Here is a 20,381-nt window from a genome sequence, read left to right as displayed (position 1 = left end):
GTTCGTGGGGCGGCGGGCCGGATCCCCCCACCGCCCCGCCGCCCCACGAACCCTGGAGTTGATGCCGTGAACGGACTGGATCTCGCGATCCTCGCTCAGCGAGCCCGCGATCTGGCCTTCAGCAAGCTGGTAGCCGGCGGCTTCCACCGCTTCGGCAAGGGGTCGCGCATCTGCCTCCCCTTCCGCATCGGTCCCGGCCACGGCCGCCGCATCTCGATCGGCGACAACGTGCTGATCAGCGCGAACTGCATGCTGATGGTCCCCTCCGACGACGCGCCCACCCCGGCCCTGATCATCGGGAACCGCGTCCGGATGAACATGACGGCGATCACGGCGGTCCAGAGCGTGATCATCGAGGACGGCGTGGGCATCGCCCGCGGCGTCTACATCTCGGACCACTCGCACGGGTTCTCGGACCCCGAGACCTTCATCCGCGACCAGCCGGTCGACCGCATCGCCCCGGTGCGCATCGGCCGCGGCGCGTGGCTGGGCGAGAACGCCGTGATCATGCCGGGCGTGACCGTCGGCCGCGGCGCCGTGATCGGCGCCAACGCCGTCGTCCGCGAGGACGTGCCCGACTACTCCGTCGCCGTCGGGGTCCCCGCGCGCGTCATCCGGACCTTCGCGTGAGGACGCCCCCTGTGAGCGATACCACCGTCGTGCGCGACGTGATCTTCACCTTCTCCTACGAGACCTACACGGACGCGGCGGCGCGGGGCATGATGCGCCCGCCGGACCGGATCCTCCGGACGCTGCGCGAGAGCCCCCAGGTCGGCCGCCTCATCGTCGCCAACCCGTTCCGCTTCCTCCCCACGTCGCTGGCGCGCACGGCGCTGCGCAAGGAGGCGCCCTTCCCCGGGACGCCGCTGGAGGTCCTGCACTCGCCGCTGCGGATGCGCAGGACCGATCCGACCGACATCGCCGGTCTGGAGCGCGAGTACGCCGCCTACGACAGCGGCCTCGCGAAGCTCGCGGACGAGCTCGAGATGGTGCGCCCCGTCGTGGTCACCACGAGCCCCGTCGTCGCCGGCTTCGCGCCCTTCGAGTGGGCCGAGCACGTGATGTTCTTCGCCCGCGACGACTGGACCACCTCCACCCGCTGGAAGAGCCACTGGCCGGCGTTCCAGGAGGCGTACCGACGGGTCGCGACGAGCGGCCGCTCCGTCACAGCGGTCTCGCAGGAGATCATCGACCGCATCGCACCGACCGGTCCGCACGCGGTCGTGCCCAACGGAGTGGCCCCGGAGGAGTGGAGCGGTCCGGTCCCCGAGGCGCCCGAGTGGCTGCAGCGGATCCCCGGCCCCCGCGCCCTCCACGTGGGCACCCTGGACGACCGCCTCGACGTCGAGGGCATCGTCGCGGTCGCGACGGCGCACCCGGACCTGCAGATCGTCCTGATGGGGCCGCAGCCCGACCCCGGATACCTCACTCCGCTCGCCCGGTTCGGCAACGTCCACCTGCACCACTCCGTCGGGCGGCGCGAGCTCGTGGCGACGATGCGCAACGTGGAGCTCTGCCTGCTCGCGCACCGGCGCACACCGCTGACCGAGGCGATGAGCCCCCTCAAGCTCTACGAGTACGTCGCGAGCGGCTGCCCGGTCATCTCCGTCGACCTCCCGCCCATCCACGGCATCAGCGACCGCATCCGCATCGTGCCGACCATGGGCGAGTTCGCCGCCGTGATCGACGAGGCCCTGGCCGCCGGCCGCGCGTCGGAGGAGGAGCGCATGGGCTGGGTGAACGCCAACTCGTGGGCCGCACGCCACACGACGGTCCTCGACATCCTCCTCGACCGCGACGGTGCACGATCGGGTCACGCGTCCGCAATGTGACCCGACCGGGTGTGCAGGTAAATCCCCCTAGAGGGGGAGGGAGCCGGGTAGCACATCTCGTCGGCCCCTCTATATCGTGGGGGTGGCATCGCCGCCCGCCCGTCCGATCGCGTCCCGATGCGCGATCGTCCCCCAGGACGAGCGGACTCCGGCCGGTGACCCGCCCGCCAGCGTCGAACCCTGACGTCGCCCCCAGCGAACCCGCCCGATACGAGCACCACCCGAACCGACCACCACGCAGCGCAGGCCCACCCCCCTGCCCTCTGCACCGCTCCCGCTCCGGCCCGCGCCGGAACCCCCTCCGGTGCTGCGACGGCTCCGAAGAGAGCAGTGGAGCCCCGGCTCCCGCACACCGCGACACCGCCCCACCCCCCGCACTGCCGCCACACACAGCATCCTCCGGACGCCGAGCCCAGCAGGCTCCCCCGGTCAGGAGAAGGGTCCCCATGTCACAGTTCCTGTTCGTCTGCTCCGGTGGAGGGCACCTGAAACAGCTCTTCACGCTGGCGTCCCGCTTCGGCATTGACCCGGCCGACCAGCACTGGGTGACCTTCGACAACGGCCTCAGCCGCTCGCTCCTGGAGGACCGCAGGGTCACGTTCAGCCGCTTCGCCGCACCTCGCGACGCGATGCCCATCGCCCAGAACGCGCTGACGGCGCACAGGATCCTGAACCGCGGCGACTACTCCGCCGTCTTCAGCACCGGATCCAGCCCCGCCGTCTCCTTCATGCCGGAGGCGTCCCTCCGCGGGATCGAGTGCCACTACATCGAGAGCGCGGCCCGCGCCGACGGCCCGTCGATCACCGGCCGCATCGTCTCGCGCTTCCCCGGGGTGAACACCTACTCGCAGTACCCCGTCTGGGCCGACGAGCGCTGGCAGTTCGGCGGATCGATCTTCGACGCCTTCACCACAGGGCCGATCCGGCCCGTCGACCGGATCGGCAAGGCCGTCATCTCGGTCGGCACCCAGGACCTCTACCCCTTCGACCGGCTGATCGCCGCCGCCGTGCCGCTCCTGAAGGGCGCCGACGTGCTCTGGCAGACCGGTCTGGCCGACGTCTCGTCGTACGGCATCGAGGGCCGCGCGAGCGTGCCCCACCACGAGCTGCAGGAGGCCGTCGAGGAGGCCGACGTCGTCATCGCGCACGCCGGCACCGGGGCGGCGGTCACCGCCATCGAGGCGGGCAAGGTGCCGATCCTGGTGCCGCGCCTCGTCGCGCGCGGCGAGCACATCGACGACCACCAGATCCAGATCGCCCGCGAGCTCGACCGTCGCGGCCTCGCGATCGCCGCGGCCCCGGAGGAGCTCACCCCGGAGCTGCTGCTGCGGGCCGCCAGCGCGACCACCGGCCGCGTCGAGGACGTCGCCCCGTTCCGCTTCACCCCGGGCCGTGCGCGCGCTCGGAAGGGCCGGACCGCCCCCGTGCTCGGGAGCCGCGGCGCGACGCGCCAGACGACCTCCTGACGCGTCGGGGCGGCACTCCGCTCCCCGCACCCGTGACGAACGCCCCCGGCCGCACGCGGCGATCGGGGGCGTTCTGCGTGGTGCGAGCGCTCAGCCTGCGTTCGCGAGCAGCGCCGTCCAGGCCGTGTCCGCGATGCGACCCTGACCCGCGAGCGACGGGTGGAAGTGGTCGACGTCCGAGAGGTCCTCGGGCGTGACGTCGAAGTCGTGCAGCGCGCCGCCGTCGTAGACGCAGTTCGCGACCGCCGCGCACGCCTCGGACAGCGCCGTGTTGTACGCATCGATGGTGGTGTCGACGTTGGCGCGGCGCGCGACGGACTCGGCGTCGTCGTTCGCGGGCTCGTACAGGAGCGAGTTGCAGTTCGAGCTCCCGCTCCAGCGCTCGACGGCCTCGGGGTTCGTGCGCTCGACCTCGAAGAACGAGAGCAGGTCCGGGATCGAGGCCACGAACACGGTGGCCTCGGGCGCTCCCGAGGAGAGGGTGGCGAGGCTGGTGTCCACGGCGGCGCGGAACGCCTCCGGGGTCGTGATCTCGCTGCTGCGCTTGCGGCAGACGTCGTTGGCCCCGATCAGGAAGAGCACCAGGTCGGGATCGGCCGCGACGGCCTTCTCGGCCTGACGCGGCATCTCGGCCGAGGTCGCGCCCTTGGCGGCCACGTTCTCGATGGTCGGCACCGCTCCGACGGCCTCGCCGGCGCGGCGCGCGATGGAGTCGACGGACTCGTCCTCGCCGGTGGCCCACGAGGCGCTCGGGCAGGGCTTGTTCTGACCGCACGCGGCGACCGCCGCCGTCATGGAGTCGCCCATCGCGACGATCGTGCCCGCCTCGAACGGCAGGGCGCCGGCGGGCGCGGGACCGCTCGACTCCTCGGGCGCCGGCGACGACGTGCAGCCGGCGAGCAGTGCGGCGGCCACGGCGACCGCGGCGACGAGCCGGAGCGGACGGAGGGAGCGGGTCATGCGGCGCCTCCTTCGGCGGCGGGGGTGGGCGCCGGGGTCTTCGGGCCCTTGGGCTTGGGCTTCCTGACCTGCTTCACGAACGCCAGGATCTGGTCGAGGTCGCGGCGGTACGCCGGGATCAGCATCGCCACGGCCAGCGGCACCAGCGAGGCGAGTCCGCCGACGATCAGGTGGAGGATCGCGGGCAGGTCGGTGTACTGGCCCACCGTCCACGCGGCCGCGAACATGAAGGGAACCACCAGCACCGGACGCAGGACCGGCACCAGGATGTCGGAGCCCGTGATGAAGGTGCCGCGGATCGCCAGGTAGAAGCCCGGGATCAGCAGGGTCAGGGTCGTGAGGCCGTAGAGCAGCGCGAGGCCCTCGACGCCGTTCCACCAGATGCCCACGAAGAACGAGCCGATGACGATCGGGCGAGTGACCACGTAGTACACGAGCTGGCGGTGCACGCGGCCGAGCGAGATGTAGATCCAGCCCTGCACGTTGCCGATGCCCTGCGCGATGCCGGCGATCGAGAGCAGCGACAGGATCGTCGCCGAGGCGGTCCACTGCGGTCCGAGCAGGAGCTCGACGAGGGGGCCCGACAGGGCGGCGAGCACGCCGAACGTCGGCAGCGTGAGGTACCCGACGACCAGCAGGGCGCCGCGGATGTAGCGGCGGTACCGCTCGCCGTCGTCCTGGAGCGAGGAGAGCACCGGCAGCGCGACGCGGCCCAGGGGGCCGTTGAGCTGCTGCAGCGGCAGGAGGAAGAGCGAGTAGGCGCGCGAGTACTGGCCGAGGACGCCGTCGCCGAGCTGGCGGCCGATGATGACGTTGTCGAGGTTGCGGGCCGCGTAGTTGAGCAGCTGCACGCCGAAGATGCTGCCGCCGGTGGTGACCAGCGGGACCACCTCGCGCGCGATGCGCGGACGCCCGAACTTGGGCCGCGCGGCGACCCAGAGGGCGATGAAGCGGTAGATGAGCGCCCCGCCCTGGAGCACGATCAGCGACCACACGCCCCAGCCGAGGAACGCCGCGATGATCGAGCCCACGACGCCGACGAGCATCGACATGACGTCGATCTTCGCCATGAGGCCGAAGCGCATCTCCTTCTGCACTCGCGCCTGGAGCGGCATGCAGAGGCTGTTGATCAGGAGGGTCGGCGCGACGGCGAGCGTCAGGACGATCAGGCGGTCCTCGTTGTAGAGGGCGGCGATGAGGGGCGCGCAGGCCGCGATGACGATCGTGCCGACGATCCCGAGGGCGACCGACAGCCACAGCACCGAGCGCCAGACCGTGTCGCTCATCTTCTTCGACTGGATGATCGCGCCGGTCAGGCCGAAGTCGCGGACGAGGTCGGCGACGCCGACGATCGCGGTGACCATCGCGAGCAGACCGAAGTCGCTCGGCGCGAGCAGTCGCGCCAGGACGATGGTCGAGAGCATCTGGATCGCGGTCTTGCCCCACAGACCGCCGAGGGTCTGCATGACGCCGCGGCTCGCCTTGTGCCCGAGGGAGTCGGGCTTCTTCGGCGGCAGGTTCGGCCCGTCGCCGACCGTGGGCGACTGCGCGATGGCGTCGGTGGCGAGGGTCTCGGTCGTGTGGGCGGTGTCGTCGATCGCCGCCTCGATCTGGTCGTCGGTGGCGCGGGGCCGGGCGGAGGAGCCGCCTGCGGGGGTCGACCCCGTCACGCGCGCGTCGTCTCGTCGCGGTTCCATTCGGGTACGCCTCCTCGAGCGATGATCGACCGGGCCTCGAGGCGCGGTCGCAGATAGCCGTAGCAGTAGATGGGGAAGGCCGGCCACAGGGCGGGCCGGCGCGCGACGCGCTTCACCAGTGCGGCGATGCCGCCGCCCGCGGGAGCGGGACGGTCGGGCACCAGGCCGGATGCGGCGAGCTGCGCGTTGCCGATGGCGATGCGCACGGTGCGCTTGATCTGGTTGCGCATGCGGCGCGGAGCCTTGACCGAGAAGGACCGGCCCGCGAGGGTCAGCCGCTCCTCGGGGGCGAACAGCTGCTGCACGAACCGATCGTCGGCGATGATCTCGGGGAACGCGCCGAAGCGGCGCCTCCCCTCCTCGGAGAGGCCGTAGATCCCGGAGCCGACCAGTCCGCTCACGCGGTAGTCGGACAGCTCCCAGATCGAGTAGTGCGCGCGGACGGGCCACGACGCGCCCTCGGTGTCCACGTGGAACTCCGGTGCGGCGACGAGCGGTCCGCCGGGGCGAGCCAGCTCGTCGCCCAGCGCGAGCAGGGTCTCGGCCGAGACGCTCACGTCGGCGTCCACGTAGATCCGCGGGAACACCGTCGCGAGCTCGTCGGCCGCGTTGAGCCCGGCGGTCTTGGAGGCCGTCGAGGTCTCCGCGACGAGGATCCGCGGATCCACGGCGCGGGCGACCTCGGCGGTGCCGTCGGTGCAGCCGTTCGCTCCGACGACGATCTCGAGGCGCCCCCCGGGATCGCCGTCCACGAGCGCCCGGAGGAGCCGTCCGATCACCGCCGCCTCGTCGTGCGCGGGCACGACCACGCTGACGCGCGTGCTCACGACTCGATGGGAGCGGGTCTGCGCACCACGTGGTCGGACGAGGGGCCGCCGAGGCTGGCTCCGATCGCGGGTCCGTTCTCGGGCTGCGGACGGGGCCGGACGAAGGCCGACACGTGCCCCGCGTCCTCGGGCGCCAGGCGACGGCGCGGAGTGCTCCGCGGCGCCTCCGTGAGCGTCCACGCCCCGATGGCGAGGAAGACCCAGAAGAGCATGAACGCCTGGTAGAAACCGAACGCGTCGTAGAAGTAGGCCGCGATCGTGTAGCCGATCAGCAGGATCGCGATGGCGAACGCGAGGCTCGCGTACTGCGGCGTGCTGGTCTTCGTGAACGAGTAGCGGAGCAGCATGATCACCGGCACCAGGAACAGCACCGCCAGGCCGATGACGCCGACGGCGCCCGCGTCCATCAGCGTGCCGAGCCACTGGTTGTCGAGGATGAACGCGTTCTTGTCGTCGCCCACCACGATGCGGCTGCCGACGCCGGTGCCGAAGAACGGATGCTCGCGCACGATCGCCATCGCCGGCTCGAGGTCGGCGAGGCGGCCCGCGCCGGCCATGCCGGCCGACGTGTACTGCGACGCGATGAGCGCCTCGGGGTCGAGGAACGAGCCGATCATGTCGGTCAGGATCTTCGGGATGACGAGGAAGCCCAGGCCCAGCACGGGGATCGCTCCGAGTGCGAGGTATCCGCCGACCTTCGGTCGCAGGATCAGCGTGACGAGGAACATCACGCCGAGGGTGACGATCGCGGTGCGGGACACCGCGGTCACGACGCCCAGCAGCAACGCGAGGATCGCGCCGTAGTAGACGATGCGGCGGTTGATCTCGTTCAGCGGCCAGCGCGCCCACTTCGAGAGGTAGACCGCGATCGGGATCATCATCGTGAACATGACCGCCAGGGCGATCGGGTGCTGCGACGATCCGAAGGAGCGGTAGCCGCCCGCGCGGTACGCCTCCTGCTCCGCGCCGAGGCGCTCGAGCGGGAGGAACTGGTCCAGGCGCGTGAAGATGTTCTGCTGCGTGGCCCGCTCGAGGACCGCGAAGAACGCGACGACCACGGCCGTCCACACGAGGAAGGTCAGGACCCCCTCGACGAGGTGCTCGCTGCGCATCATCAGGCGGGCGACGAAGTACACCGACAGCATCAGCACATCGGTGACGATCGCACCGGCGACTCCGCTGCCGAGGCCGCCCTCGGCGATGAACTCCACGTTCGCGGCGATCGAGAGCAGGCTCGTGCCCACCCAGATCGCGAGGGGCCAGCCGAACGCCGCGGGGCGCCAGACGAACCTCGGGTCGATCAGGAGGGCCACGATCGCCGCGACGACCATCAGCACGATCACGAGCCGGTAGGGCTCGAGAGCGAAGCCGATCGGGATCGGGAGGGAGTAGTACCGCACCGGGATGAACATGATCACGCCGAGCAGCACGATGAACGCGCCGGTCCAGTTGAAGACGAGCTTGCGCGTGAGGTACAGGAAGGAGATCCCGAAGAGGGCGGCTCCCGCGAGGAGCGGGTTGAGGTAGTACACCGCCGCCACCGCGACCCCCGCCAGGAGCAGGGTCGCGAGGGCCGCTCGGATCGTGAAGGTCCGGCGGACGAGGATCTCGCCCGCGTAGGGATCGTCGTTGCCCGGGATCGGGAGCGGGGCCCCCTTCACCGGCTTCGTTCTCGTGCTGGTGCTCATCTGAGGAGTCCGCGTCAGGTGGCGCTGCGCTTCCCGGAGGAGGCGAGCTCCCCCGCCCCGGCGGGGTTCTCGGCGGCCGAGCCGATGGCACCGGCCGAGCGCTGGCCCTCGGGGGCGCCGGTCAGGGCCGGACCGCGGCGGAAGGACTCGCCGCGACGCGGGCTCTGGCGGTTCGCGGTGACGCGCTCCCGCGAGATGCGGATGTTGTAGAGGATGAACGCGAGGGCGATGAACGCGAGGAACACGCCGATGCCGGTGATGGCGATCGGGATGATCGGGTTCGACCCCTCCTGCTCGACGGCCTTGCCCTGGTCGGTGACCGACAGGGTCACGCGCTGCTCGGGAGCGACTCCCGCGGCGTCCTGCTGGGCGCCCACATAGGCCTGGAAGATCTGCGACGCGGTCTGCGAGATGAGGACGGCGCGGTCCGGGTCGGTCGACTCGCCGACGATCGAGAGGATCGGGAGGCTGAAGCGGCCCGGGTTCTGCTCGGTGCCGGCCGGCTGCGTGGTGCGGCGGACGGCGCTCAGCGCCTCCGTGTCGGTGAGGGGGCCCATGGCCGCCTCGACCTGCGCGCGGATCTCGGATCCGCTGACCAGGTAGGCGTAGATGACCGCCGTGTTGGTGAGGTCGTTCTGCTGGGCCTCCGACTGGCCCTCGGTGATGGCCTGCCCGGGCTCGATCGCCTGGAACGGGTTCTCCTGGCCACCGCCCAGGAGGATCGTGGTGTCGGATCGGTACGCGGCCTCAGCGCGCGAGACGATCTCCCCGTCCTTGACGGTGTAGCCGGCCACCATCGCGGCCAGAACGGCGACGACGAGGCCGAAGGCGAGGAGCCATTTGTAGCTCCAGAGCACTCGGAGGTAAAGGGGGACGGACATCTCGGTCTCGACTTCCAGACGGCGAGGTGTAGGACCTCGGGCGACGCGCCGCGTGCTCGGAGGTTGCACTGCTGCTGCAAACGATGGAGCAACGCCTCCGTCCATCACGGCGGTAATGGCGGAACGGTGTGGTGTGGCTGTCGACGTCTGGAGACGAGGACGGACCTGGTGCGTGTGGCGGATCTGAACGGTGTCGCACGGGGCGACGGCACCGCACGGGGCGGTACCGGGTGGGCTCGGCTCGCTCCGTCCTCCGGGCATGCCTGCGAGGGGGTCGGAACGGGCAGAGAACCGGGACCCCGCGAGTGCGGTGCCCCGACACACTCATTGTGACCATAACCCACCGCACAGCGATGCCGGAAGTATTGCGACTGTGTTAAGTCTCGCCGACGTCCGACCCGCCGAGCCGGGTGCGGACTTGCGTTCCTCTCAGATGGACGAGGATGGTAGTCCTTGTTCATTCCTGAGCGCGCCGCCCTCACGACAGGAGACGCATGGATGATGAGCACCAGTGCTCCACGCCTGCCGCAGACCACCACGACCGCCCAGCGACCCGTGAGGACCTTCCCGCGACCCCCGGCGACGGCGCGGACGACGCGCCTCCCGTGACGGCGCACGGCGCCGAGCCGACGCTGTCGATCCTCTACTCGTTCCCGCACGCCATCGGCTCGCCGGGGATCGGCTGGACCGCCCTGCACCAGGTGCGGGCCCTCGCCGACGCGGGCCACCGCGTCACCGTGGTCGCCGCCTCGATCGCGGCGCCCCTGGGCCCCGTCGCGCGCGCGGTCACCACGCTGACCGTCGGCGGGGTGCGGCTCCCGCACCGCCTCTTCGGGCGCAGCCGCTCGATCGCGCACCACGACCGCGTCACCGCGCGCATCCTCGCCGAGGGCGAGTACGACGTCGTCCACGGCTGGCCGTGGGGCTCGGCCCGCACGTTCGACGAGGCCGTCCGCCGGGGCGTGCCGTCCGTCCGGGAGGCGCCGAACACCCACACCGCGCACGCCTTCGAGGTGGTCATGGAGGAGTACGAGCGCCTGGGCATCACGCCGCCGCCCGGCTCCCCGCACACGTACAACGCGGTGCGCCTGCGCCGCGAGGAGAGGGAGTGGTCCTCGGCCACCGCGATCCTGGTGCCCTCCGCCTCCGTCGAGCAGACCTTCCTCGAGAAGGGCTTCTCCCCGCGCAAGCTCCTGCGGCACCGCTACGGCGCCCTCGTCGACACCGAGCGCGTGATCGATCCGGATCCGCGCGACGACCCCGACCACGTCTTCACGGCGGTCTACATGGGCCGCATCGAGCCGCGGAAGGGCCTGCTCTACGCGCTACAGGCGTGGCGCGCCTCGCGGGCGAGCGGTGTCGGGCGGTTCCTCGTCTACGGCGACTTCACCCCCGGGTACCGCGACCGCCTCGCCGGCCTGCTCGATCAGCCGTCGGTCGAGCTGCGCGGCTTCACCCCCGACGCGGCGGGCGTGTTCCTCGAGGCCGACGTGCTGGTGCTGCCGACCATCGAGGAGGGCAGCGCGCTCGTGACCTCCGAGGCGCAGGCGGCCGGCTGCGTGCCGCTCGTCTCCTCCGCTGCGGGGGCGAACCTCGAGGACGGCGTGCAGGGGCTCGTGCACGAGCCGCGCGACGTGGAGGCGCTGACCGCCCACCTCGACCTGGTCTCCTCCGATCGCGAGCTGCTGGCGCGGATGCGCCGCGCCGCCCTCGCGAACCGCAGCCAGCTGACCTGGGACCGGGCGAGCATCGACCTCGTCGAGGCCTACCGCGCGGCGATCCGGCTCGTGCAGGACGACTCCGCCCTCCCCACCGAGCACCCGAGGAACGACCACCCGTGAGCCCCAGCGACGTCTCGATCATCCTCTGCACCCGCGAGCGACCGGACATGCTCCGCGAGGCGCTGGCCGCCATCGCCGCGGGCACCGACCCCGCCGTCGAGGTGATCGTGGTCGACTCCGCCTCGACCGACTCCCGCACGCGCGAGGTCGCCCTCGCCGCGGGCGCCCGCTACGTGCGGACGGACGTGAAGGGCCTCTCGATCGCCCGCAACGTCGGCCTCGCGGCGAGCGAGCGCGCGATCCTCGTCTACACCGACGACGACTGCTCGCCGACTCCCGGCTGGATCGAGGCGCTGATCGACGCGTTCGCCGATCCGGCGGTCACGGTGGCCACCGGCCGGATGCTCGACCACACCCTCGTCGACACCGACGTGCCGCCGACCGACCGGATCGTCTACCGCACCGCGGTCAGAGGCCTCGACGCCGGCCACGGCGCGGTCATGGCCTTCCGCCGCAGCACGCTCCTCTCGCTCGGCGGCTTCGACGAGGTGCTCGGCGCAGGCCGGTTCCTCGCCGGAGCGGAGGACCTGGACATCTTCTGCCGGGCGCTCAAGGCGGGCGGCACGGCCGTCTTCGTGCCCGACAGCGTCGTGCTGCACGTCAACACGCGCAATCCGTCCGCCTACCGCCGCCTGATGCGGGGCTACGGACTCGGGCTCGGGGCCCTCGTCGGCAAGTGGTGGCGCCTGTCGCCGCTGATCGGCGCGCGCCTGACCGCGACGCTGGCCGTCCGCAGCGGTCGCCGCCTCGTGCGCTCGGCGAAGCGCCGCGGACGCGGGGCGCGCGACGAGCTCGCGATGCTCGAGGGGATCCTGCGCGGCTACCTCCGCTCCCGCCACCTGCGCCTGTCCGGCTCGGTCTTCGTCGACGAGTTCCCGCCGACGCCGCTCCGGCTGCCCGCCGCCGCGAGCACCGCGCCCGACGCCGGGTGAGCACGACGCGCTCGACCGACCCGACTCCGACCCGCCGCCAGGGAGCCCGATCATGACCCGCACCCCCCGTCGATCCGGTCGAGCGCACGCAGAGCCCCTGCGCACGCTCGACGAGAAGTTCGTCAGCAACGCCATCGCGTTCGAGGCCGCCCGCCCCGTGGCGACGATGGTCGTCGACAGCGCGCCCTTCCGCCGCGAGGACGGCTCGCTCGACCGCGAGCTGGTCCTCACCGCGTGGGAGCGGTTCATCGTCGCCTCGCCGCCGCAGCGCCAGCGCCTCGTGCGGGCGCCCCTCGGCCTCTTCACCCCCTCCTGGGTCTTCGCCGACTCCGTCGACGTGCGCGACCACGTGCGCTTCCACCCCGGGGTGGTCGAGTGGGACCCGCGCCGGACGGAGCTGCTGACCGGCCTCTTCAACGGTCCGATGGATCCGAAGGGCCCGCTCTGGGACATCCTCGTCGTCGAGCTCTCGACCGGTCAGCTGGCGTTCCCGATGCGGATCCAGCACGTGATGGGCGACGGCATGTTCGGCCTGATGCTCTTCACGACCTTCACCGAGGAGAAGCCGTACGACGTCGCGCCGTCGGGCGGGCGCCCGCTGCGCTTCCCCGACGACCCCCCGGCTCCGCGCGGGCCGCTGGGCCTCGCGATCGCCGCGCGCCGCACCATCGCCTCGTCCTACGACTCCTTCGCCGAGGAGTGGGCCGACTGGAAGCGCAAGCCGCTGAAGAAGCGGCTGCGCCGCGTCGGGGGCCGGCTGATCCGCAGCCCGCGCGACGTGTGGATCCGCCGCTCCGGTCTCGTCCAGCGCACCGTGAAGCCCAAGGACGCCGCGATCATCACCGTGCCGGTGCAGGCGGCGAAGGCGGCCGCCCGGGGCGCGGGCGGCACCCTGTCGGACCTCACGGTCGCCCTGGGACTGCACGCGTTCGCCGCGATGCACCCCGAGCGCAGCGAGATCGCGACCCTCGTGCCCATCTCGCCCCAGCGCGACCGCACGGCCGAGAAGCGCAACCACATCACCATGGCGCGCGTCTCGATCCCCGTGGGCCTCGGCCTGCACGAGAGCATCGCCTCGGTGCACGAGCAGATCCAGCACGCGAGCGTCACCGGCGAGTCCGGCATCACCCGCGGAGTCCGCGACTGGCAGGGCTACGCGTCCTACCTGCCGGTCTTCCTCCGCCCGCGCTACTTCGGCCACGCCCTCGTCGAGGCGTTCACCCTGTGGCCCACCACCGAGCCCACGGACGAGGCGGCGCTCTTCTCGAGCTCCTACCTCAAGCGCCTCGACTTCGCCGTGCAGGTCAGGGCCGACCTCGATTCCCGCGCCTTCGTCGACTCGGTGGTGCGCTCGCTCCACGAGCTCGGCGTGCCGCCGGTCGACTGGCCCGAGGAGGCGCCCGCGGGCGCACTTCCGGCCACGTCCTCCCCCTCCCCCACCACTCCCTCCTCCGAGAACGGAACGACCCGATGAGCCAGGGCGGCGGACCGCTGCGCACCCTCACCAAGGTGCGCACGTACCTGCAGGCCGTGCGCCTGCTGCACTTCCACGCGTACAGCCACGCCGACCAGGTGCCGCGGCTCACCCGGGGCGCCGACGTGTCGTTCGCGCCGAACGTGTCGTTCCGCAACGCCGAGCGGATCACGATCGGCGCCGGCACCCACATCGGCGAGAACTCGCTCGTGTGGGCCGGCAACTCCACCGGTCGCATCACCTTCGGCGAGAAGTGCCTCCTGGCGCCGAACGTCACGGTCACCGCGTCCAACTACGGCATCGTGCAGGGCACGCCGGTCATGGACCAGGCGAAGGTCGAGCGCGACATCGTCATCGGCCGCGACGTGTGGCTCGGAGCGAACGTGGTCGTCACGGCCGGAGTGACGATCGGCGACGGCGCGATCGTGGGCGCCGGAGCGGTGGTCACCAAGGACCTCCCGGCGAACTGCATCGCGGGCGGCGTCCCCGCCAAGGTCATCGGCCAGCGACCGGAGGCGCCCGGTGCCTGAGTCCGCGAGCACGACGGGGTCCGCGAGCACGACCACCGTCGACACGAGCCTGGCGATCGTCGTCGTCAGCTACAACACCCGCGAGAAGACGCTCGCCTGCCTGGACTCGATCCCGCGGGGCGACGCTCCGACGCCCCCGCACGTGATCGTGGTCGACAACGGCTCCGTCGACGGCAGCGCCGAGGCGGTCCGCGCGGCGCACCCCGAGGCCACCGTGATCGAGGCCGGCGACAACCTCGGCTTCGCGCGCGGCGTGAACCGCGGAGTCGCGGCCGCGACCGAGCGCTACGTGCTGCTGCTGAATCCGGACACCCTCGTGCTCGACGGCTCGTTCCGCGCGCTGCTCGACTTCGCCGTCGCGAACCCCCGCTACGGGGTCTACGGCGGACGCACCCTGCGCCCGGACGGCGCCGTCGATCCGTCCTCGTGCTGGGGCGCCCCGAGCCTGTGGTCGCTCCTGACCTACGCGACCATGCTCTCGACCGCCTTCCGCGGCAACCCGCTCCTGGATCCGGAGTCGCTCGGCCGCTGGCAGCGCGACACGGTCCGCGAGGTGCCGATCATCACCGGCTGCCTGCTGCTGATGGAGCGCGCGCAGTACGAGCGCGTCGGCCGCCTCGACGAGCGCTTCTTCCTCTACGGCGAGGACGCCGAGTTCTCGATCCGCGCCCGCCGCGCGGGTCTGGCACCCGTGATCGTGCCGACCGCCGTGATCGTGCACGACGTCGGAGCCTCGACGCGCGACGCCGCGACCGAGGGCAACTCGGGCCGCAAGATGTGCATGGTGATGGCCGGCAAGGCCACGATGATCCGTCTCGCCTGGAAGCCGCTGCCCGCCCGCGCGGGCATCGCCCTGCTCCAGGCCGGTGCCCTCGTGCGGACGGTGCTCGAGACGGCGACGCGGCGCGAGCGCCGGGCGTGGACCGAGGTCTGGCAGCGCCGCGCCGACTGGCGCGTCGGGTACCCGGAGGCGGAGCGCACGCTCTTCGGCCGCGTCCCCGGCACCGGTGCGACGACGGAGGCGGCCCGATGATCGCCGGCGGCACCCGCACCCTCCGCTCGCGGCTGCGCACCCGGCTGCGCGGCCTCCTCACGCCCGAGAGCGCCGCGAGCCGGCGCCTCGTCGTCGAGGCGGAGCCCGCGTTCCGCACCCGGTACGCGAACCCCTACAACGCGCGCCTCTACACGGCCATGACGGCCGAGGGCGCGCTCGTGCGCGACCTCTCGTGGTTCCGCCTGCTGACCTCGAAGATCGACATCGTGCACCTGCACTGGCCGGACCTCACGTTCCTCAGCGGGATCCGCCGCTACCGCGTCGTCGCCCGCCTGGTCTTCTTCTTCGGCTTTCTCCGAGTCGCCCGGCTCCGCGGCACGCGCCTGATCTGGACCGCGCACAACGTGACCTCGCACGAGGAGCGGGCGACCCCGTTCCTGCGGAACTGGTACCGGCGACTGCTGACCGAGAACCTCGACGCGATCATCTGCCTCTCGCAGGAGGGCGTGTCGGCGATCCGCGTCTCGTACCCGGAGCTCGCCCACGTGCCGGCGTTCGTCACTCCGCACGGGCACTACCGCCACGACTACGACTTCTCGCCGAGCCGCGCCGAGGCCCGTGCGGCGCTCGGGCTCGACCCCGACGCCCGCCTCGTGGTGTCGGTGGGCCAGATCCGGCCGTACAAGAACATCCCGACCCTGATCGAGCAGTTCCGCGCCCGCGAGGACGACGGGACGCTGCTCGCGGTCGCCGGCAACCCGGCGCGCGGACCCCTGCGCGGAGTGATCGAGGAGGCCGTCGGCGGCGATCCCCGCATCCGCCTGGAGCTCGCCTTCCTCAGCGACGAGCGGATCGCGCTCTGGCTGCGCGCGAGCGACCTCGTCGTGCTGCCCTACTCGGCGATCCAGAACTCGGGATCCGCGATCCTGGCCGTCTCGGCCGATCGCCCCGTCCTCGTCCCGGATCTCGGGTCGATGCACGAGCTGGCGGCGCTCGTGGGCCCGGAGTGGGTGCGCCTCTACCGCGGCGCGTTCGACCGCTCGGTCCTCGACGAGGCGCTCGAGTGGCTCGACACGCGTGAGGCCCCCGAGCGCGCCGATCTGGCGGAACTCGAGTGGGACGCCATCGCGCGCTCCACGATCGCGGCGTATCGCCTCGTTCTGGGGGTACGGCCTCGGCGTGTCGGTGCCGGAACGGTCCCGATCCGTCACGAAATGGAAACCTCGCGCCGCTAACTTAGGCGTCGAAACCCCCTTCCCCTTCTCCGTTCAGCCCCGAACCGGACGGTCGTCGGCCCTCCCTGCCGACGAGACGCCGACCGGCACCGGCCCGGTGCACCCGCTCCACCCGACGCACCCGGCACACGCACGCCCACGACCACGCACGACCAGCACGCAGCACACGCACGACCAGCACTGACAGCACAGTGCGCAGCCCCTCCACCGCACGACAGCCACTCGCACCGCCCGCCCGGAACGCAGTGACGCGTACGCCGGGGCCGCACCCTCACCGGTGCGGCCCCGGGCCGCCGAACGATCACGAGGTCCTCCTCGCTCCCCGGGCACCGCCCTCGCCCTCACGAGTCGATCGGACGACACCCATGCCCAGACCAGCACCCGCCGGAGCAGCACTCGCCGGACCAGCACTCCCCAGGACCTCGCCGCGCGGATCCCTGAGCGCGGTCCTCCTCGCCCTGGTGGTCCTCGTGGCGGCGCTCATCACCGCTCCCGCCGCGACCGCGGCGGTGCCCGACCGCTGGACGTCCCCGACCGGCACCGGCACCGCCTGCAGCCAGGCCGCACCGTGCACCCTCCCCACCGGTGTGCAGAGCGCCCCCGCGGGCAGCATCGTCTACCTCACGACCGGCACCTACCCCGATGCGGCCCTGCGCGGCGGGAAGGCCACCGCGGCCCAGCCCCTCGTCGTCACCGCCGCCCCCGGAGCCTCGCCCGTGCTCACCCGCGTCAAGAGCTACGTGGCGAACATCGTCTGGTCCGAGATCGCCGTGTCGACCACGTTCTACCTCTACGGCGCGAACCAGAGCATCGAGTCCGCCCACTTCGACGGCGGCGGGCTCTTCGTCCGCAACGACGGCGCGGTCGTCCGCGACTCGCTGTTCGAGAACGGGTCCTCGATCGACGGCATCCAGGTCGGCGGAGCGTCCGACGTGCTGATCGAGGGCAACACCGTCCGCGACTACGACCAGGACAAGAACAACGGCCTCCACGCCGACTGCATCCAGGTGTTCGAGAGCACCGGCGTCACCCTCCGCGGCAACACCCTCTCGAACTGCTACAACGCGGGCATCATCTTCTCGCCGGGCGCCGGCGACGGCATGAGCGGCATCACCGTGGAGTCGAACTTCGTGCAGAGCTGCGTCGTCAAGACCGCGCAGTGCCGCGGAGGCTCGGCCGCCGACTTCCGCGAGGTCACGGCCAGCGACCTGCTCATCCGCAACAACACCTTCGTCGACGGATCGCTCCGCGTCGGCGGCGCGACGAACACGGTCTTCGACCGCAACATCGTCAGCTACCTCGCCGCGTGCGACAGCCCCATGACGAACACCATCGTGTCGTCGTGGAACACGAAGCTCTGCAAGGCGCCCGCGCTGCTGAACACGCAGGGCAACATCCAGGGCAGCCCGCGCTTCGTCTCCGAGGACACCGGCGACCTCCGCCTCGTCGACGGCGACGAGGCTCTCGTCGAGGGCTGGGGCTCCACGTCCCCCGCCGCACGCGACATCGACGGCTCCGCCTTTTCGCGCAACACCGCCGGAGCCCACGCGGCGAAGGTCGGCGGACCCGCTCCGACCCCCTCGGCGACCGCGACCGCGACCGCCGCTCCGACCGCCTCGCCCACGGCGACGGCGACTCCCACCGCGACGCCGACGCCGACGCCCACGCCGACCTCGACCGTCCCCGTGCCGGTTCCGACCTCGACCACGCCCATCCCGGCTCCGACCGAGCCCGGAGCGACCGAGCAGCCCGCTGTCGACACCACCGCGCCCGAGATCGCGATCACCTCGCCCGTCTCGGGCGCCGTGATCAGGGGCATCACCACCGCCACGGTGACCGCGACGGACGACACCGCGGTCACCGCGGTCGCCTTCTACCTCGGCAGCCTGAAGGTCGGCGACGCCACGTCCACGACCGGCACCACCTGGGAGCTGACGACGACCACGGCCGGCCTGCGCGGGACCTTCCCGCTCACCGCCCGGGCGACCGACGCCGCCGGGAACACCGGCATCAGCGCTCCGGTCACCATCACGCTCCGCTAGCGCCGCGCCCGCTCGAACGGCCCCGTCCTCTCCCGCTGCGGAGCGGACGGGGCCGTTCGTCGCCCGCCCTCCCACGGCGCGCTCCGCCCGTCAAGGTCGAGCGCCCAGCGGAGGCGGCCCGTAGCGTCGGAGTCCCGCGGCCGTTCCGAGGACGCGGCGAGAGAGGCCACTGATGAGCGAGAACGAGCAGACCGGTCCGGTCATGGACGGCGCGGAGGACGCGAGCAACGACGAGAAGCTGAGCGGCCTCGTCGAGCAGGTCGACCACGACCACGGAGCCGAGGGCGCGGGCGCCATGGCCGACGAGCTGCGGGAGCGCGCCGACGAGACCGACACGGAGATCGTCGCCGAGAAGGAGTGACGGCAGCGCTCCCGCGCCGCACGCTCAGCGCGGGAGCGCCGCCCTCGCCCGGTGCAGGAACACCGCCGTCATGATCGCGCGGGTGCGCGCGGGCGACGCGTCCAGCGGGCCCAGGAGGCCCTCGATCCGCTCCAGCCGGTCGTAGAGGGTCTGCCTCCCGATGCCCAGGGCCGCCGCGGTGGCGGTCTTGCCGCCCCAGAGCGACGCGTACGTCTCGAGCGTGGCCAGCAGATCGGGCCGCTGGGCGAGCAGGGGGCCGAGGAGGTCCTCCACGAAGTCATCGGCGGCGGGGGCGTCGCGCAGCGTGCTCGCGAAGCGCTCGAGCCGGTGCTGCCGCGCGTCGACGACCCGGCCCGGGAGCGCCCACTCCCGCACTCCCCGCACCTCGGCGAGCTCGCGCGCGAGCGAGCGCTGATCGCCGATGCCGCTGCCCACGCAGACGGGCCCCGCTCCCTCGACCCCCTCGAGGAGCACCGCTCGGGCCGTCTCCATCGCCGCCGCGCTCGCGAAGGGCAGCAGGGCCAGCAGCTCGGTGCCCACGACGCTCAGCACCGGCTCCGACTCGGCCACGGCCCGGAGCGCGCCGCGCACCTCCTGCAGCGAGCGCTCGTCGTGCCCGGCGTCGGCCGAGACCCCGAGATAGCGCTCGCGCCCGTCGGCGCCGAGTCGCTCGAGGAACGCGTCGACCTGCAGATCCACTGACGGCGGCTGCTCGGTCGCGGTGAGCACGGCGACGAGCTGCGCCGCGAGGCGCTCGGCGGTGGCGGGCGGGCGGTGCCGCAGGACCGCGATCGCGAGCACATCGGGAGCGCGGTCCAGCGCGACGGCGACAGAGTGCACGTCGGCGTCGGCGTGCGCCCGGAGGTAGAGGGTGCCCAGCAGGGAGTCGCCCGCCCGCAGGACACCCGAGAACGCGGCCGCCGTGCGCGCCGTGTCGACGCCGCGGCCCGGCTCCGCCCGCGCGATCGGCTCGCCGGTCGGCGAGACGAGGGAGGCGCTCGCTCCGGTCTCGGTGGCGACGACCCGCAGCAGCTCCTCGACACCCGCTTCGGCGGCGGCCGCCTCGCCGAGCAGACCGGACAGTCTGTCCGCCAGGCGCAGACTCCGGAACTTCTGCTCGGTGAGCGCCGTGTTGATGCTCTCGCACACCTGGACGAAGGGGACGCGGCGGGAGAGCGAGAGGACGGGCAGGCCGTGCTCGAGGGCCGCGGCCACGAGCGGCTCCGGCACGGCGGGGAGCCGGGGCGACAGCTCGATCGCGAGAGCTCCGATCCGGGCCGCGACCAGGGACTCCACATACCGCCGGCACTCCGCCGGATCCTGCTCGAGCGAGAGGTTCACACCCTCCATCAGCAGGAGCTCGCCGCCCAGGAGGAGCGGCCCCACGTCGAGCTGCTCGCTCGCGTGCGCCCAGCGGATCAGGGAGCGCCGGGCCTCGGGGCCCCCGGCGATGACGACGGGCAGAGCGGCCGACAGGCGGGGGTCGCGGAGCGCATCCGCGAGCAGGTAGGCCATGCAGAACGTCCTCTCGCGTCACGGCGAATTTACACGGGTGCGCGGCGCGCGAAACCGGTCGGGAGCAGAGTGGGCTCACCCGCCGACCGCGTGCACGCTCCCCCGC

17 protein-coding genes are annotated in these 20,381 nt (G+C 72.3%); 11 read left to right on the top strand and 6 right to left on the bottom strand.

Features of this window, described 5'->3' with window-relative positions; translation table 11 throughout:
- The first annotated feature begins 66 nt into the window (after window positions 1-66).
- The 3 genes from NB037_RS19670 (at window position 67) to NB037_RS13995 (ending at window position 3,298) form a co-directional block, all read left to right on the top strand.
- On the top strand, window positions 67-630 hold the full coding sequence (locus NB037_RS19670; protein WP_308202079.1) for an acyltransferase: 564 nt from the start codon (window positions 67-69) through the stop codon (window positions 628-630).
- 11 nt (window positions 631-641) lie between these two features.
- Entirely contained in the window at window positions 642-1,832 is a 1,191-nt protein-coding gene (locus tag NB037_RS14000) for a glycosyltransferase family protein (RefSeq protein ID WP_251946692.1), read from the top strand.
- A 446-nt stretch (window positions 1,833-2,278) separates the two neighbouring features.
- A complete protein-coding gene (locus tag NB037_RS13995) occupies window positions 2,279-3,298 on the top strand; it encodes a glycosyltransferase (protein ID WP_251946691.1) in 1,020 nt (339 codons plus the stop codon).
- Window positions 3,299-3,388: 90 nt separating this feature from the next.
- Here NB037_RS13995 and NB037_RS13990 read toward each other — a convergent pair whose 3' ends face one another.
- Genes NB037_RS13990 through NB037_RS13970 form a run of 5 tightly spaced genes read right to left on the bottom strand, consistent with a single transcriptional unit; the run spans window position 3,389 to window position 9,351 of the window.
- Window positions 3,389-4,258 (bottom strand): SGNH/GDSL hydrolase family protein, encoded by an 870-nt coding sequence (locus tag NB037_RS13990; protein WP_251946689.1) that lies wholly within the window; start codon window positions 4,256-4,258, stop codon window positions 3,389-3,391.
- The gene (locus NB037_RS13985) at window positions 4,255-5,928 is read right to left on the bottom strand and encodes a lipopolysaccharide biosynthesis protein (RefSeq protein ID WP_251946687.1); all 1,674 of its coding nucleotides are present in this window, start codon (window positions 5,926-5,928) and stop codon (window positions 4,255-4,257) included. The genes NB037_RS13990 and NB037_RS13985 overlap by 4 nt, the downstream gene beginning before the upstream one ends.
- Window positions 5,925-6,782 (bottom strand): glycosyltransferase family 2 protein, encoded by an 858-nt coding sequence (locus NB037_RS13980; protein ID WP_251946685.1) that lies wholly within the window; start codon window positions 6,780-6,782, stop codon window positions 5,925-5,927. The genes NB037_RS13985 and NB037_RS13980 overlap by 4 nt, the downstream gene beginning before the upstream one ends.
- Window positions 6,779-8,470 (bottom strand): O-antigen ligase family protein, encoded by a 1,692-nt coding sequence (locus tag NB037_RS13975; RefSeq protein WP_251946683.1) that lies wholly within the window; start codon window positions 8,468-8,470, stop codon window positions 6,779-6,781. Before NB037_RS13975 ends, NB037_RS13980 begins: the two co-directional genes overlap by 4 nt.
- A gap of 14 nt (window positions 8,471-8,484) precedes the next feature.
- A complete protein-coding gene (locus NB037_RS13970) occupies window positions 8,485-9,351 on the bottom strand; it encodes a YveK family protein (RefSeq protein ID WP_251946681.1) in 867 nt (288 codons plus the stop codon).
- 494 nt (window positions 9,352-9,845) lie between these two features.
- Here NB037_RS13970 and NB037_RS13965 point away from each other — a divergent pair, with 494 nt between their 5' ends.
- From NB037_RS13965 to NB037_RS13930, 8 genes are all read left to right on the top strand, one after another.
- On the top strand, window positions 9,846-11,192 hold the full coding sequence (locus NB037_RS13965; RefSeq protein ID WP_251946679.1) for a glycosyltransferase family 4 protein: 1,347 nt from the start codon (window positions 9,846-9,848) through the stop codon (window positions 11,190-11,192).
- Window positions 11,189-12,124, top strand: coding sequence for a glycosyltransferase family 2 protein (locus tag NB037_RS13960; RefSeq protein WP_251946677.1), 936 nt, complete (start codon window positions 11,189-11,191; stop codon window positions 12,122-12,124). The genes NB037_RS13965 and NB037_RS13960 overlap by 4 nt, the downstream gene beginning before the upstream one ends.
- Window positions 12,125-12,176: 52 nt before the next feature.
- Entirely contained in the window at window positions 12,177-13,598 is a 1,422-nt protein-coding gene (locus tag NB037_RS13955; protein ID WP_251946675.1) for a wax ester/triacylglycerol synthase domain-containing protein, read from the top strand.
- On the top strand, window positions 13,595-14,128 hold the full coding sequence (locus NB037_RS19665; RefSeq protein ID WP_279308926.1) for an acyltransferase: 534 nt from the start codon (window positions 13,595-13,597) through the stop codon (window positions 14,126-14,128). The genes NB037_RS13955 and NB037_RS19665 overlap by 4 nt, the downstream gene beginning before the upstream one ends.
- The gene (locus NB037_RS13945; protein WP_251946673.1) at window positions 14,121-15,161 is read left to right on the top strand and encodes a glycosyltransferase family 2 protein; all 1,041 of its coding nucleotides are present in this window, start codon (window positions 14,121-14,123) and stop codon (window positions 15,159-15,161) included. The genes NB037_RS19665 and NB037_RS13945 overlap by 8 nt, the downstream gene beginning before the upstream one ends.
- Entirely contained in the window at window positions 15,158-16,357 is a 1,200-nt protein-coding gene (locus NB037_RS13940; protein ID WP_251946671.1) for a glycosyltransferase family protein, read from the top strand. The genes NB037_RS13945 and NB037_RS13940 overlap by 4 nt, the downstream gene beginning before the upstream one ends.
- Window positions 16,358-16,722: 365 nt before the next feature.
- A complete protein-coding gene (locus NB037_RS13935) occupies window positions 16,723-18,399 on the top strand; it encodes a right-handed parallel beta-helix repeat-containing protein (RefSeq protein ID WP_251946669.1) in 1,677 nt (558 codons plus the stop codon).
- A 172-nt stretch (window positions 18,400-18,571) separates the two neighbouring features.
- A complete protein-coding gene (locus NB037_RS13930; RefSeq protein WP_251946667.1) occupies window positions 18,572-18,760 on the top strand; it encodes a hypothetical protein in 189 nt (62 codons plus the stop codon).
- 24 nt (window positions 18,761-18,784) lie between these two features.
- On the opposite strand, the gene NB037_RS13925 is transcribed toward NB037_RS13930, so the two are convergent.
- Window positions 18,785-20,275, bottom strand: coding sequence for a helix-turn-helix domain-containing protein (locus NB037_RS13925; RefSeq protein ID WP_251946665.1), 1,491 nt, complete (start codon window positions 20,273-20,275; stop codon window positions 18,785-18,787).
- Window positions 20,276-20,381 lie beyond the last annotated feature (106 nt).

Origin of the sequence: Rathayibacter rubneri (assembly GCF_023743255.1) — a bacterium.
Classification (GTDB): Bacteria; Actinomycetota; Actinomycetes; order Actinomycetales; family Microbacteriaceae; genus Rathayibacter; species Rathayibacter rubneri.
Note: the sequence above shows the minus strand (reverse complement) of the source record. Positions and strands in the feature narration are given on the sequence as shown.

Excerpts from the sequence above, each read along its gene's own strand:
- NB037_RS13930 (WP_251946667.1), top strand. The coding sequence starts at position 18,572 with ATGAGCGAGAACGAGCAGACCGGTCCGGTCATGGACGGCGCGGAGGAC.
- NB037_RS13965 (WP_251946679.1), top strand. The coding sequence starts at position 9,846 with ATGGATGATGAGCACCAGTGCTCCACGCCTGCCGCAGACCACCACGAC.
- NB037_RS13955 (WP_251946675.1), top strand. The coding sequence starts at position 12,177 with ATGACCCGCACCCCCCGTCGATCCGGTCGAGCGCACGCAGAGCCCCTG.
- NB037_RS13970 (WP_251946681.1), bottom strand. The coding sequence starts at position 9,351 with ATGTCCGTCCCCCTTTACCTCCGAGTGCTCTGGAGCTACAAATGGCTC.
- NB037_RS13925 (WP_251946665.1), bottom strand. The coding sequence starts at position 20,275 with ATGGCCTACCTGCTCGCGGATGCGCTCCGCGACCCCCGCCTGTCGGCC.
- NB037_RS13940 (WP_251946671.1), top strand. The coding sequence starts at position 15,158 with ATGATCGCCGGCGGCACCCGCACCCTCCGCTCGCGGCTGCGCACCCGG.
- NB037_RS13995 (WP_251946691.1), top strand. The coding sequence starts at position 2,279 with ATGTCACAGTTCCTGTTCGTCTGCTCCGGTGGAGGGCACCTGAAACAG.
- NB037_RS13975 (WP_251946683.1), bottom strand. The coding sequence starts at position 8,470 with ATGAGCACCAGCACGAGAACGAAGCCGGTGAAGGGGGCCCCGCTCCCG.
- NB037_RS13935 (WP_251946669.1), top strand. The coding sequence starts at position 16,723 with ATGCCCAGACCAGCACCCGCCGGAGCAGCACTCGCCGGACCAGCACTC.
- NB037_RS19665 (WP_279308926.1), top strand. The coding sequence starts at position 13,595 with ATGAGCCAGGGCGGCGGACCGCTGCGCACCCTCACCAAGGTGCGCACG.
- NB037_RS13990 (WP_251946689.1), bottom strand. The coding sequence starts at position 4,258 with ATGACCCGCTCCCTCCGTCCGCTCCGGCTCGTCGCCGCGGTCGCCGTG.